Below are 13,425 nucleotides of genomic sequence, written 5' to 3' on the forward strand. Positions count from 1 at the left end.
AATAGCTATAATTGTTGCATTTAAATATAGGTATAATAGTTAGAATGTTTTGATAAAATTTAGTTTGAATTATGTATATTGAAATAATAAGCGCTTTCATAGATATTATACAACAATATAACGGAATATAGTATAAAAAATAAAAAATTATGAATTTAGCGTAAACTTTATTTCGATAGTGTTAACTATCGAAAGGAAAATGAAGGATTTCTACAAAAAAAGTTGTTAAACATAAAAAATGGTTCATAACCCGTTAGTTTCTATAAATATGCCAAAAAACACCGTAAAACCAATAACACATTTCATCTAATAAAGAAGAGAATGAAATATTTTAAAAGGATAAAACAAATATGAAGATATTAAATTTAAAAAAAGGTGAGGAGGAAATATAGTAACGATTACATACAGTGTTCCATGTTTTATTACAAAATAGACGTGCTGAAATCGAACAAGTTTCTTCTATATAAATAGAGTGAAAAATGATTAGGATAAATGTAAAGGAACCTTGACGTAAAGTTTACTTTACATATATACTCGATATATGGGAGGAGGGAGAAATTTCCTTGGAAAATAAAATGGTCGAATACCGAAAGAAATTTGGACTATCTCAAGAAAAACTGGCTGAGAAACTCGGGGTTTCCAGACAAACCATTATCTCAATTGAAAAAGGGAAATACGATCCATCACTTCCGCTAGCATTTGAAATAGCGAAAACATTTCAGACAACGATAGAACATGTATTTATTTATGAAGGAAAAGAAGAGGGGGAATAGGGATGAATTATTCACAAAAGTACTTTGTAATTATGGGTGTTATTTTTCTATTTATGAGTGGATTTATGATATTAACAGGTATAATGACGCATTCTGCACCGCCAAGTCCTACTTATACGTTACTTGCAATGATGGTTATGTGTTTCTGCCTTAGTTACTTACACCCGCAATTTAAAGAAAAAGATGAGCGAATGAAACTCATTCGTTATAAAGGAATGTTCTTCAGCTTTTTTGCGTTAACGGCATATTATCTTCTTTTCTCTATCGGCTTAAACTTAAAAATACTTACACTATCTGCTACTGAATTATTGAATATACTTATGGCACTTACAATGAGTACCGTCTTTATCTCATTTGTTGTTTTGGCAAAAAGATATTAAGATGGAAGAGAGAAAGGAAGATTAACATATGCAAATGATGTATGCTTTTGGCATTGGGCTTGTATTATTTTTAGCGGTATTCTTATTTATTCGTAAAGACGTTCAAGGCGGGACGTTAACGAAACGAGGATTTTATAAAATGATCGGCTGTTTAGTTATTATGTTTATTGCGATTATTGTAATGATTGTTTTAATAAGTCGGTCACTATAGAATGTAAAAACGGAACCTTACTGCGGTAAGGTTTTTCTTTATTATTCAACCTAAAAATTACCACTAAATCCATTTACTATAAATGACTTGTATTATATAATCCAATGAAATGATAGATAAGGAGTGTAGTATATGAATAAAAAAACTATCTTCTATTTATTAACTTGTCTACTACTTGTAGCTAGTACTACTTATATAATATGTAACAAACGAGAACAAGTGCCACCTATGTTAGTATGGGACGAACAAGAATACTATGTTACGAATGAATCTGCCAAAATAGAAGAAGTTGGGCAAAAACTTGGCGAAGTAACAAAGAAAATTAAAACAAGTAAAAAAACTACTAAAAATAAAGAATCTAATACATTACAAGAGAAAACAGAAGTATTCACAATGATTGAGGAAGAAAAAAGTGATTACCCGCCTTTAATCATAAAGGAAGCTTATAGTGATAAATATAGGGTAGTGAGGCCGATGTTGAAGCAAGTATTATGATGAAAAGGAGATTCATATGCAGACAGTAATTTCGTATCCGTGGGTGTTAAGAAAAATATTTGTCTTTTTCCTCCTATCGGTGCTGTTTACATTTTGATGAATAGAGGAGCAATACAAAAGAGAGATTTCATTTTATATTTATTATTTGCTGCTATGAATATATCACTTTGGTTATTGCTTATGATTTTTGATTGGAGTATGTGGATGGTAGTAGGGCATTATTTGTTTGGAGCAGTTGTTATTGTTTTTTCGAATATGAATAAGAGCTAAGCCAGCAACCTTAAAGTTGCTGGTTTTTATTTTGCTATTTATAATGAAGAAACAAATAAATCAATATGTAAAGAAGGAATGGTATAGATAAAAGTAACGCCTGAACGGTTAGAACAGACTGCAAAGACAGTAAATAACATCAGGCACTTCTTAGAATACTTACATAATGACTTATACAATCAAATTAAGAATATCGCTATACAATGGAATGGAGCGAGTAGAGAACAATTTTAACAGAGATTTAACGAAGTAAAACCAAAAATGTTTAATGTTTTAATAGAAGTTAAAAACTACAATGTTTATTAATGAAATCTAGTGGTAGACTTTCATTAATAAACATTGTAGTAAAACAGTTGGAAGATAGATTGAAATATTTGCCCGAAGGTTCAAATCAGACTGTCGTGATAGATGTGAGAGGACCAGATGGAACGAGAGAAACATTGAAGCAAATAAGAGAAGAAATAAATCAAAGAACATTTGGACAGGCAGAAATTATCATTAAAAAGATACAAAAAAGTAGGTTATATTACAGAGTTAGCACAAATGCATAAGTTATAATTTCAAGTGCCATAAGGATAACCCTGAGGAGAAAAAAGACTTCTGATTTTTAAGATTATATAAGATATTCATAGTTGCAAAAACTCTATTGTGGTAAAATATTCTATATAAATATTTAAAAGGGGAATGGCTATGGGGGATATAAAAGTTACTCCTGAACAGTTGCGAAAAGTGGCAGGGACTATTAGATCAACTATCACGAATGCAACTGCAACACAGGAGCGACTAAAACGAGATATTGATATGATTTCTAGTAATTGGTTGGGCTCAACCTATATGAAATTTAATACGGATTTCCGTGATTCATCCTTTAAGATGGCACAATTTATAATCATATTGGAGCCACTTGAGAAGTTTCTTCTTGATTCTGCTAATAAATTTGAACAAGTAGATAACATGGATGTTGCTATTGCGTTGGCTTCCAGTATTTTAACTGGGAAACCTTTTAAAGGGGATTACGAAACTTTAACAGGTGATTTTAAATTAGCAGAAGGAAATCGAGTGGGAATGAAAGCAGAAGGTTCATTGATAAAAGGTGAATATGAGATTTCGAAAGGAACAAAGCTTACTTTTAAAGGGGGAAATGGCTCCTTAGAGACCAGTGTTCCAATGGATGAAAAGACATTTATTAGTGATGTTGCAGGAGGGGGGTTAGTAGGGTTTAAAGTTGGTGCTTCTCTTTTTGAGGACTCAATAGAAAAAGAAATAAATAGCGGTTTTGCAGAAAAAGCAACAGTTACACAAAAGTTTGCAGATGCATCTGCTGTTGTTGGAATAGATGAGTATACTTTTCAGTTAGGAGCGGAAGTTACAGCACAGAAATATGAAGTTTTATTTGAAAAAATTGATATTCCAGACTTTATCCCATTTTTTAAGGATCATGATTTAACAGTTCGTTTAGAATATGGGTTTGGTACTGGAGGGGCTAAAATACACCTCGGTCAAGAGATGGGTGCATACTTTGGTAAAGCTCATGGCGGAGGTTTTTTTGCTAAATTTGAGAAGAATACAAAGGAGTAGTATGATGATAAAAATTGCGAGAATCGTAATGATGATAGCAATTGTAATTGTAATCATTGCAGGGCTAATAGCTCCATTTTCATTAAAAGAAAAAATGGTACATACATTCGGCATGCTTGTTTATGGTGCAATCGGGTTAGGTGGACTTACTTTAATAGACTACATTATTAAAAAGAAAAGAAAAGGAGAATAACTATGAAACTTTTACCAATCGGAACAGTAGTTAAGCTAGAAGATATAGAACAAATTGTAATGATTATTGGAAGAATGGTTGTATCAGCAGATAAACGTGATTTTGATTACGTAGGTGTTCCTTACCCAGTTGGCTATCTTGGGGATGAAAAAGTATTATGTTTTAATCACGATAAGATTGTAGAGGAAATGCATAGAGGGTATATGACTGAGAGTGAATTGATTCTACGTGAGAAATTAGTAGAATTATAAGTTAGTTGGAAAATACATATAGATTTTAAAAATACGATAGGGGAAACAAAATGGGAAAGATAATGAGAGCTATTGTAATCATTGGCATACTTGTTCCTCCAGTGCTGCTGTGGAGTGCACCTGATATTCCGCTAAATGATAAGTTGCTATTTACAAGCATACAACTAACTGTTGGATTCATCACAGTAGTAGCGTTAGAGATTATATTTAGAAATCGGAAAAAGAAGAGGGCGAAATAGATATAAATTGTATAGAATGGCAGATAAGAATATTGGTGGCTAATCTTCTCAATAAAAGCAATTAACAGAAGCAGGGAGAAATCCCTGCTTGATTTTTGTATAGAAGTACTAATTAGGGTATCATTAAATTAGGATGTTCGAGTCGGCCCGGCAGGTATTATCTATTAAACGTATCGTTGTTTACCTCCTCAGTTAATTCGTCTAGATTAAAACTAAGAGTTTCAGAGATTTTTCCAGCTCGTATGCTAACTACAATTGTACGAGGGGGACAGATTAGCGAACTCTTTTTCCTCCTTGAAATTCTTCATAGCAAACTTAAGTAGCATTTTCTTTTCAGTCCTTTCTCAGTTTTATGGAAACAAAAAGAGGACTACCCCTGAGTCAGCTGGTTTGCTGACTAGAAGTAGTCCTCTTTTAACTTGTGGTGTCTGATGGAGACCTCCACAGTTTTAGCTTTTGAGAATACTCTCTCAAGCCTTGATACTATTAGGTTTTATGATCCCGGAGAGGCTCGAACTCACGACCTCCACCCTGTCAAGGTGGCGCTCTCCCTGCTGAGCTACGGGATCCCAACTATAAATGTTACCATCAGCAATGTGTTTTCATTTCATTCGTGTAATCGGAGGATTTGTATAATCTGTTGAATATTGTAACATTTGATGTATTCCTATAATAGCAACAAACTTTAGTAGTGTAAAGATGTAATTTTCTGAATATTATCATTCCAATTTTTATATAAAAAAATAAGCTCCGAAGAGCTTATTTTAATAATAATAATATTACCGCAATTATTAATGATATTATCAAAAATACAATCATAAATAATGGAGCTTGTTCATGAATTATCTTCCTGTAAGTGTCATTGAAGCTGTATAAATTGTATCTACAGAACCGTCAACATTTGTAATTTCAACTTTGTAACGATACTCCCCGTTTTCTGAAAGTTGTCCACCCAAACCAGTTGTATTGGAAAATTCTTCGTTTGTTCCAGCTGGTAATTCGGAGCCAAAATTGAAGTCAGTTTCATAGTAACCCCAGCCACTTGCCCATTTCTTTTCAATAGTTACACGATAGCGCACATCTTCAGCTCTATCATTTGTGATTTTTGCAATCATATTTTGGCCGTAGCTGTACTCTGTAGCGTGTAATTGAATTGTGAAGCCATCCAACGTTTCGCTAGGACCACAAATATAACGACAGAACTCGCTTGCTCCGTCAGCATGTGCCTTCGGTGTTTCAATGTTCATAGCTGTTAAACCGCCTAAAGCTAAAGCTCCTGTTAATAATACTTTACTAAATGTTTTCACTTGAAATTCCCCCTAAGTATATTCTCAATTCGTTCGATAGATATCACATCAAGTAGTTTTATAACATTAATCTAATCGACCGCTTTTTTCCTCGAGTGTATTCGCTATGAATCTTTCATCTTGTAGTAATCTAACCTCTACATAAAATTTCATAGTTTTGATTCTATATATGTATCATGATTTACATAGAACAAATCTGTTAATACGTTTTGGTTATTTACTTATCACACGTCTCTCTATTACCTTTTATTGGTAAAACGTTGGTTTTATTATATACCATTATTATCTATTTACAAGAGAAAATCATACTGTATGCAAAAATGCATAATAAAAAACACTACTTGTATTCTGAATTACAGAATACAAGTAGTGTTGGGTTTCAATTAATATTTGATTGGAACCTAATGCTAATTTTTTATGTTTAACAGTATACATATATCACTGTTTTTTAGTCATAATTGATAAACCTTGTCCAGGGGAAGCTCTTCCTGCTGAGTTACGGGACCTTCAAAAGGGAAAGTATAAGCGATTATGAGAGTAATGTATGAAGGGATAATGATGAGAAGCGAATTTAGTAGAAAGTAGTCTTTGGATGTAGAGGTTATATTATTTCTGATACCAATCTAAAGGACCTTCATCACTCAAATCAACAAGAAAAGGGAACAAGAAGTGTAAAGGTAAGCTTATGAGTTCTGGCATAGCGTTCACTGTTTTCTTTGATAGATATTGCCTCCCAAAACAATACGGACAATCTTTTTCAAATGTCATGAGTATCGACCATACATCTTTTACTTTCCATTTCGTTTTACAATACGTACAACGCGCCATTGAGTTCCTCCTCAGTTTAAGGTGCTTTCTAATATATTCTACTTTATTGTACGAAAGTCATTTGAATTTGATGTGGTAAAATGCAAAACAAGCCTAACCCCATTCTATATTCAGGAAGGGGCTAGGTTTGTTTTAATTCCGTTCAAAGTCTCTTTGTATCAGGCTGTTTATACATTGCCTAGATAGCTTCGTGTTAAATTCGGGAGAATAATTTTTCCATCTTTACTGTATTTTTCGAATAGCTCTGATAGGAGAAAAATAAAATTTTTATACTGTTCGTCATTTTCTTTCGGAGCATAAGATGCTGATAAATTCCTTCCCAAAAACCCTTCATAATCAAAAAGTAAATCATTTTGATATTCTTTAAAATCATACTTTCCATCTTTAAAAAAGTTGTTAAATACTTCTGGAGTTTCATCTATTCCACCGCTAAAGCCTTTAAAGTTTGGACAGGTTTTCTGGCAAATTTCTGCATTCTCTTTAATAAGTGGACTAGTTAAATCTCTACTATTCCAAACAAGTGCAACATTTGCTTTTTGTTTTAAAATTCGTTGGCATTCGATTTTGAAAGCCTCTTTATTAAACCAATGAAATGCTTGGGCAACAGTTACTAAATCTACACTATTTTCTTTTAAAGTAGTATGTTCAGCAGTTGCTTTTATGGATTGAAAACGAGAATATAGTTTTAACGATTGCTCAGCGATCTTCCTCATATCATCATTTGGTTCAACTCCAACAACATGTAAACCACTTTCAAGCAGCTGGTGGCTAAATATCCCCGTACCTGAACCAATATCAGCCACAATCCGATTCCCTTTCAGTTGGTTAGCTGAAAGCAAGTAATCAATATATTCATTAGGATAACTAGGGCGATATTTTGCATATATATCGGCCCTGTCAGTAAAATTTTCTGTTGTTTTCACAGTACTACCTTCTTTCTTACGATATTATGTACAGAAATAGAAATTAAATATGAATTCCGGCATCAGTCTCTAAGTCTACAATTTAAGAGTCCAGCTAAATAGAAAGCCTCAGTTTCTTTATTCAAATATCCTTTATCCGTTTAGTATACTATTTTAGATAATATCTTCCAAAAGACTAGAATGGCTTACTCAATTATGTTTTAAAGTGTATATTTTTATGGATTTATTTAATAATTTATGAGCGATTGTATGTCGTATTACGTTTGCGTAGGTAAGAGATTTTCATTTTTGCTATTTAAATTGGCCAATATATCCTTTTTACAATTTACTGAAAATCATGTATAACAGAGATACATGATTATTTTATCTCGCTATTTGCGGGCAGTAAGATCCCTTACCTCGAAATTTAGCAAAAGTAAAGAAGTTAGGTTGGGATTGGGATGGCCGTAAAAGTCCGATTGGTGAGGGTTGATGAAAGTTTCACTTTATAAATATTCAGAAGTAGAGGGAGAAAAGTTGTAATGGTAAGAAAAACGTTCAAGATGCGCGTGTCTAAAAATAGAACGATTTCGATTAATGGCTCGATTCTTGATGTGGATGTTACACATGATGAATTTTTACAAGAGTTTGTTGAGTGGGTCGATTCTAAAGGTTGGTCGTTTATGGGGATAACCGATGAGATTACGCCCGAGGAAGCTAGTCAAAAGTTAATAGATTCGTTGATAGATGAGAAGGATAAGAAAGAGTAATTCCTTCTTATTTTTATTGTATATTTATGTTCTTTATCGTAAAAATATGATATAGTAAAAAATAGTGAAAATTCTTCCAGTTTAATACAAATTACATATGATTGGTAGATTTCTTATTTTGTTAGAGGAGTAAATGGAAAAGGGAGAGTCATATGGTAAATTTTAAGAAAATTTTGGTTTTTATTACAGTTATTTGTTTGTTTTTGTTGACACCTATGACATTGCGTGCTGAGACGAATATTGGAGTAAATCCAGAACAAGTTGCACCACCACCTGCAGAAGGACCGAATGTTTTTAGTCAGTTTGCAACGACAATTGATGCGAAAACAGGAGATGTTTTGTATGACAAAAACGCATATCACCGAGCATATCCTGCTAGTACGACGAAGGTGTTAACAGCGATTTTACTCATGGAGCATACAAAGCCAGAGGATCAATTTCCATTTTCACAATTAGCATTAGATCAAGAGAAGAGTAATTATCAAATTGAGTTTCAACCTGGAGAGACAATTAATAGAAATACTGCGCTTATGATTTTAATGGTGCTGAGTGCGAATGATGTGTCGTATGCGATTGCGGAGCGGATTGGCGGGAGTGTTGAGAATTTCGCTAATATGATGAATGAGAAAGCGAAGCAATTAGGGGCGAAAGATAGCCACTTTGTAACACCGAATGGACTGCATGATCCGAACCATTATACGACGCCGTATGATATGGCTATGATTACGAAGGGTGTGCAAAAGTATCCTGAAATTTTACAAGCGATGAATACGAAAAGAACGACAGTTACGACGTCTAGGCAGACGGTGTCTATTTTTAATAAATCTAATTTTTTTGAAAATCCATATAGCATTGGCGGTAAGACAGGGTTTACGAATGAAGCGCGTAATACACTTGTTTTATTAAATGAGAAAGATGGAAACCGTATTATAAGCGTAGTAATGGCTTCTCAAAGACCTGAAATTTATGAAGATTTGAAGCAGATGGCGGAATATTCTTTCGGTCAATTTACGAAGCAAATGGTGCTGGATAAACATAATTGGCATCAAAAAACAACATATTTAAATAAAGATGTTAATTCTGAGTTGGAACAAAGTGCGGAGCTTATGCTTAAGAAAGATGAAGGAAAAAATGTGAAAACTATTTTCCGGGCGGCTGCATTAGATAAAGAATCTTTATATCATAAAGGAATACATCGTGGTGAGGTAGTTGGTGCAGTTGATATTACGAAAAATAATCAAACAATTGCGACGGTAAATGTTCTTTCAACAGAAGATGTCACTTTTGCGATGCCTAAGAAAGATACAGTTGCATCTGAGGAAAAAGAGTCAAATGTGAAAGTAATAAGTGTTGGGATAGGCGCAATTGTATTATTTGGAGCCATTTTATATGTAGTGTTACGCCGTAATACAAAAGGGATGAAAACAGAAGAAAAATAACGTAGTAGTAAAAAGACTGTGGAGAGATTTTGTCACAGTCTTTTTTATATGCTAAAAAGATATTTAACTAATAATTGTAAATTTTCTTATTGCAATAACTTAAAGTTCGTTATATCATTTACTTGTGTTCTTGTTAAAGAACGAGAGTAAATGAACATTGCATACTTCAAATAATATAAAACAACGGAGAGGGAGAGAGACGATGAAATTAATATGGAAGATAATTAGCAACGCGATCTCATTTGTTTTATTTGCATTGATGGTTTTTTTAGCTTTTGTAGTTATTTCTTCAAAAGCAAGCGGTGGTGATCCGACAGTGATGGGATATCAATTTAAGAGCGTTCTTTCAGGATCAATGGAGCCGACGTTTTTAACGGGATCAATCATTGCAATAGAACCAAACAAAGATGGTTCTAAATATCAAAAAGGTGATGTTATTACCTTTAAAGAGAAAGATCAAAAAATTATCACTCACCGTATTATCGGTGTGAAAGATACAAATGGAAAAGTAATGTATGAAACAAAAGGGGATAACAACAACGGACCAGATTTAGAGCCAGTACTTGCAGAAAATGTAGTTGGAAAGTATGCAGATATTACAGTTCCGTACGTTGGTTATTTACTGAATTATGCGAATTCAAAAGCGGGAGCAGCATTACTTCTTATTATTCCAGGAGTCTTTTTACTTGGATATTCCGCGATTTCTATTTTTGGGGCTATTCGTAGCATTGACGGAGAAAAGAAAGATAAAAAAGTAGAACAATCCGTCTAGTTCGTTTGGTTATACTTTCCGTTTAGGAAGTTAACAAATATATATATATTAAGGGGATATGGACATGACTTTAAAGAAAAAATTAGGAATGGGTATTACATCAGCAGTACTAGGAGCAGCGTTAGTTGGTGGAGGAACATTTGCATTTTTCAGTGATAAAGAAGTGTCAAACAATACATTTGCGGCTGGGACACTGGATTTAGCATTAAATCCATCAACAGTTGTTAACGTATCGAATTTAAAACCTGGGGATACAATTGAAAAAGAATTTAAACTGGAAAATAAAGGATCTTTAGATATTAAAAAGGTTTTACTGAAAACAGATTATAATGTAGAAGATGTAAAGAAAGATAATAAAGATGATTTTGGTAAACATATTAAAGTAACATTCTTAAAAAATGTAGATAAGCATGAGACAATTGTGAAACAAACTACTTTAGATAAATTAAAAGGTGACACACTTACAGCTGTAGATAATGATTTATCGGCTTGGTTCTGGGATGAAAAAGGTATTTCAGCAGGTAAATCTGATAAATTCAAAGTGAAATTTGAGTTCGTTGATAATGGAAAAGATCAAAATCAATTCCAAGGCGATAAGTTACAATTAAATTGGACGTTTGATGCACAACAAACAGCAGGTGAAGAAAGATAATAACAAAAAGGGCTATCACATGGATAGCCCTTTTTCTATTTTTCTAGTATTTGTCTATCAATTTTAATAGTTCTTTACTATAATATAGATAATGTTCTGTATAAAGAACGTAATGTTCGATGGGAGAGATTAAGATGCTGAAAAGACCGCGTAATTTTAAAAAGATGCTTATATTGCCGTGTATGTGTTCTATTACGTTTTATTTAGGATCTCAAATTATGACTCATACAGAAGCGGCGTTCATTCATGAAACGAAAGTAGAAGCGACGCTTTCTACAGCAATTATATTTCCGAAAACAGTTAATACGTTAAAAGAGCAATCTGAGAAACATAAACAGTTTATTGAGCGTGAGTATGGAACGATGAAGGGAAAATCGAAAGCAACTTCTATTGAAGAAATAAAACAGGCGATTTCTGTATGGCAACAAGGGCGTGAGAAAATTGTTGCTGAGAAGGAAGCTCTGCAAAATGTATATACTGAAATAGAAGCTCCTTACAATCAAATACAAGAAGAATTAAAGGTAAATAAAGATGAGTCGATGCAGCAAGTGTCCGTATATGTAAATGAAGGCTTTCGCAGTATCAAAGAGAAACGTGACTATATTGAGAAAGAAATTAGCTTGAAAGCTATTGATGAGCAAATTCAGGCTCTTCAGCAACAATTAAACGTTGCAATTGAAGCGGAAGGACAAAAGAAAGTAGAAGAACAGAAGAAAGTAGAAGAACAGAAAAAAGTAGAAGAACAGAAGAAAGTAGAAGAACAGAAAAAAGTAGAAGAACAGAAGAAAGTAGAAGAACAGAAGAAAGCAGAAGAACAGAAGAAAGTAGAAGAACAGAAGAAAGCAGAAGAACAAAAGAAAGTAGAAGAACAGAAGAAAGTAGAAGAACAAAAGAAAGTAGAAGAGCAGAAGAAAGCGGAGTAACTGCTTTAGTGAAACAGCCGGAAAACAAGAATGTGGTGTAAGAGGGTGTGAACGAATAAGCAAGACTAGTAATATTTATACGAGTGTGAGGGAAAGTTAGCCCTCACCTCTTTGTTTTGCTTTTTCTTATAGTATTAAATGATTTGAGTGTGAAAAAAGATATAAATTATCATTCGTTTTTCTGAAAAGTCTAAATAATATTGAGCAATAAAAATAACTGAAAATATTAATAAATATGTGTTGTGTTTATATAGGTTTGTTCGTTATAATGAACATAAGGTTTTTAAAAAAGAACACATATTAGCTAAGCTAATATAGTTTTCTTTACATCTCTTATTGAAAAATAAGTGATAAAAATATAAAAAAAAGCTAGGGGGAATTGATTGTGAGTCTGAAAAAGAAATTAGGTATGGGAGTTGCATCAGCAGCATTGGGGTTAGCTTTAATTGGTGGAGGAACATTTGCATTCTTTAGCGATAAAGAAGTATCAAACAATACATTTGCAGCTGGGACGTTAGACCTTACATTAAACCCTAAGACGCTTGTAGATATTAAAGATTTAAAACCAGGGGATTCTGTTAAGAAAGAGTTCTTATTACAAAACAGCGGTTCGTTAACTATTAAAGACGTTAAATTAGCAACAAAGTATACTGTTAAAGATGCAAAAGGTGATAATGCTGGTGAAGACTTTGGTAAGCACGTTAAAGTAAAATTCCTTTGGAACTGGGATAAACAAAGTGAGCCTGTATACGAAACAACTTTAGCAGACTTACAAAATGTGGATCCAGATCTTTTAGCTAAAGACATCTTTGCTCCTGAGTGGGGAGAAAAGGGTGGATTAGCAGCTGGTACAGAGGATTATCTATGGGTGCAATTTGAATTTGTAGATGATGGAAAAGACCAAAATATCTTCCAAGGTGATACATTGAATTTAGAATGGACATTCAATGCTAACCAAGAAGCTGGGGAAGAAAAATAATAAAAAAGCGGGTATTCCCGCTTTTTTTTATAAAGAAAAAGAAGTGCTGGTTGTAAGCACTTCTTTCTATTATTATTTTTGATTTTGCTTCCACTTTGTAAATTCAAGAAATTCACGAAATTGTTCTTTGGAGACACCAGAGTTCATTGCATCTTTAACGAGTTGTGTCCATTCGGAGTCTAGGTTAGTTTCCTTTGTTGTTTCATCATGAAGTAAAGTATCAACTGGAATTTGTAGAACTGCTGCGATTTTTTCAAGAAACTGAATGGAAGGGTTTTTTTGTAAATTTCGTTCTATAGAACTAATGTAAGATTTAGCAACGCCAGCTTTTTCGGCAAGTTCAGTTAATGAAATCCCTTTTTGTAAACGAAGGCGTTTTATACGTTCTCCAATCATATTTGCGCACCTTTCTATCAATATGTAGTTGTCTTATGATGTCATTATTATAACATAAACTTCGTTA

Annotated in this window: 20 protein-coding genes, 1 tRNA gene and 1 pseudogene; 17 read left to right on the forward strand and 5 right to left on the reverse strand. The window is 33.2% G+C overall.

Annotated elements, in window-relative coordinates; genetic code table 11:
- The first annotated feature begins 563 nt into the window (after positions 1 to 563).
- The 11 genes and pseudogenes from MRP26_RS10925 to MRP26_RS10975 all read left to right on the forward strand — a co-directional run bounded on the left by MRP26_RS10925 (position 564) and on the right by MRP26_RS10975 (position 4,390).
- Positions 564 to 773 carry a helix-turn-helix transcriptional regulator gene (locus MRP26_RS10925; RefSeq protein ID WP_000428506.1) on the forward strand — a complete coding sequence of 70 codons (210 nt, stop codon included), beginning with the start codon at positions 564 to 566 and terminating at the stop codon, positions 771 to 773.
- Positions 774 to 775: 2 nt separating this feature from the next.
- Positions 776 to 1,153, forward strand: a complete 378-nt coding sequence (locus MRP26_RS10930; protein WP_053564975.1) for a hypothetical protein — start codon at positions 776 to 778, stop codon at positions 1,151 to 1,153.
- 28 nt (positions 1,154 to 1,181) lie between these two features.
- Complete coding sequence (locus tag MRP26_RS10935) at positions 1,182 to 1,364, forward strand: DUF3976 domain-containing protein (RefSeq protein WP_001178297.1); 183 nt, start codon at positions 1,182 to 1,184, stop codon at positions 1,362 to 1,364.
- A 132-nt stretch (positions 1,365 to 1,496) separates the two neighbouring features.
- The gene (locus MRP26_RS10940; RefSeq protein ID WP_088024937.1) at positions 1,497 to 1,859 is read left to right on the forward strand and encodes a hypothetical protein; all 363 of its coding nucleotides are present in this window, start codon (positions 1,497 to 1,499) and stop codon (positions 1,857 to 1,859) included.
- A 16-nt stretch (positions 1,860 to 1,875) separates the two neighbouring features.
- Positions 1,876 to 2,129: pseudogene (locus MRP26_RS10945) on the forward strand (hypothetical protein).
- Between the two features lie 87 nt (positions 2,130 to 2,216).
- Positions 2,217 to 2,363, forward strand: a complete 147-nt coding sequence (locus MRP26_RS10950; RefSeq protein ID WP_080546092.1) for a WXG100 family type VII secretion target — start codon at positions 2,217 to 2,219, stop codon at positions 2,361 to 2,363.
- A 131-nt stretch (positions 2,364 to 2,494) separates the two neighbouring features.
- Positions 2,495 to 2,680, forward strand: a complete 186-nt coding sequence (locus tag MRP26_RS10955) for a hypothetical protein (RefSeq protein WP_242806145.1) — start codon at positions 2,495 to 2,497, stop codon at positions 2,678 to 2,680.
- Between the two features lie 139 nt (positions 2,681 to 2,819).
- Positions 2,820 to 3,707: a WXG100 family type VII secretion target gene (locus tag MRP26_RS10960; RefSeq protein ID WP_000502309.1), complete on the forward strand. Its 888-nt coding sequence runs from the start codon at positions 2,820 to 2,822 to the stop codon at positions 3,705 to 3,707.
- A 4-nt stretch (positions 3,708 to 3,711) separates the two neighbouring features.
- On the forward strand, positions 3,712 to 3,900 hold the full coding sequence (locus tag MRP26_RS10965) for a hypothetical protein (RefSeq protein WP_000589990.1): 189 nt from the start codon (positions 3,712 to 3,714) through the stop codon (positions 3,898 to 3,900).
- Positions 3,901 to 3,902: 2 nt separating this feature from the next.
- Entirely contained in the window at positions 3,903 to 4,151 is a 249-nt protein-coding gene (locus MRP26_RS10970; protein WP_000771619.1) for a DUF4176 domain-containing protein, read from the forward strand.
- 50 nt (positions 4,152 to 4,201) lie between these two features.
- A complete protein-coding gene (locus tag MRP26_RS10975) occupies positions 4,202 to 4,390 on the forward strand; it encodes a hypothetical protein (protein ID WP_000516409.1) in 189 nt (62 codons plus the stop codon).
- A gap of 496 nt (positions 4,391 to 4,886) precedes the next feature.
- Here the strand turns inward: MRP26_RS10975 and MRP26_RS10980 are convergent.
- The 4 genes from MRP26_RS10980 to MRP26_RS10995 all read right to left on the reverse strand — a co-directional run bounded on the left by MRP26_RS10980 (position 4,887) and on the right by MRP26_RS10995 (position 7,448).
- Positions 4,887 to 4,959 (reverse strand) — tRNA-Val (locus tag MRP26_RS10980).
- Between the two features lie 273 nt (positions 4,960 to 5,232).
- Positions 5,233 to 5,697: a hypothetical protein gene (locus tag MRP26_RS10985; RefSeq protein WP_242806146.1), complete on the reverse strand. Its 465-nt coding sequence runs from the start codon at positions 5,695 to 5,697 to the stop codon at positions 5,233 to 5,235.
- Between the two features lie 606 nt (positions 5,698 to 6,303).
- On the reverse strand, positions 6,304 to 6,525 hold the full coding sequence (locus MRP26_RS10990; protein WP_242806147.1) for a hypothetical protein: 222 nt from the start codon (positions 6,523 to 6,525) through the stop codon (positions 6,304 to 6,306).
- Between the two features lie 167 nt (positions 6,526 to 6,692).
- A complete protein-coding gene (locus MRP26_RS10995) occupies positions 6,693 to 7,448 on the reverse strand; it encodes a class I SAM-dependent methyltransferase (RefSeq protein WP_242806148.1) in 756 nt (251 codons plus the stop codon).
- A 521-nt stretch (positions 7,449 to 7,969) separates the two neighbouring features.
- Here MRP26_RS10995 and MRP26_RS11000 point away from each other — a divergent pair.
- The 6 genes from MRP26_RS11000 (at position 7,970) to calY (ending at position 12,962) form a co-directional block, all read left to right on the forward strand.
- On the forward strand, positions 7,970 to 8,197 hold the full coding sequence (locus MRP26_RS11000; protein ID WP_000251856.1) for a hypothetical protein: 228 nt from the start codon (positions 7,970 to 7,972) through the stop codon (positions 8,195 to 8,197).
- Between the two features lie 152 nt (positions 8,198 to 8,349).
- Positions 8,350 to 9,636 (forward strand): D-alanyl-D-alanine carboxypeptidase family protein, encoded by a 1,287-nt coding sequence (locus MRP26_RS11005; RefSeq protein WP_242806149.1) that lies wholly within the window; start codon positions 8,350 to 8,352, stop codon positions 9,634 to 9,636.
- 202 nt (positions 9,637 to 9,838) lie between these two features.
- Positions 9,839 to 10,408: a signal peptidase I SipW gene (gene sipW / locus MRP26_RS11010; RefSeq protein WP_000767792.1), complete on the forward strand. Its 570-nt coding sequence runs from the start codon at positions 9,839 to 9,841 to the stop codon at positions 10,406 to 10,408.
- A gap of 64 nt (positions 10,409 to 10,472) precedes the next feature.
- The gene (locus tag MRP26_RS11015) at positions 10,473 to 11,060 is read left to right on the forward strand and encodes a CalY family protein (protein ID WP_000172852.1); all 588 of its coding nucleotides are present in this window, start codon (positions 10,473 to 10,475) and stop codon (positions 11,058 to 11,060) included.
- Positions 11,061 to 11,194: 134 nt separating this feature from the next.
- Positions 11,195 to 11,983, forward strand: coding sequence for a DUF4047 domain-containing protein (locus MRP26_RS11020; protein ID WP_242806150.1), 789 nt, complete (start codon positions 11,195 to 11,197; stop codon positions 11,981 to 11,983).
- 385 nt (positions 11,984 to 12,368) lie between these two features.
- Positions 12,369 to 12,962: a biofilm matrix protein CalY gene (gene calY / locus MRP26_RS11025; protein WP_000053715.1), complete on the forward strand. Its 594-nt coding sequence runs from the start codon at positions 12,369 to 12,371 to the stop codon at positions 12,960 to 12,962.
- Positions 12,963 to 13,034: 72 nt separating this feature from the next.
- Here calY and MRP26_RS11030 read toward each other — a convergent pair whose 3' ends face one another.
- Positions 13,035 to 13,358 carry a helix-turn-helix domain-containing protein gene (locus MRP26_RS11030; RefSeq protein WP_000578885.1) on the reverse strand — a complete coding sequence of 108 codons (324 nt, stop codon included), beginning with the start codon at positions 13,356 to 13,358 and terminating at the stop codon, positions 13,035 to 13,037.
- Positions 13,359 to 13,425 lie beyond the last annotated feature (67 nt).

It is taken from the genome of Bacillus sp. CCB-MMP212, assembly GCF_022748145.1.
In the GTDB taxonomy this organism is placed as follows: domain Bacteria; phylum Bacillota; class Bacilli; order Bacillales; family Bacillaceae_G; genus Bacillus_A; species Bacillus_A cereus.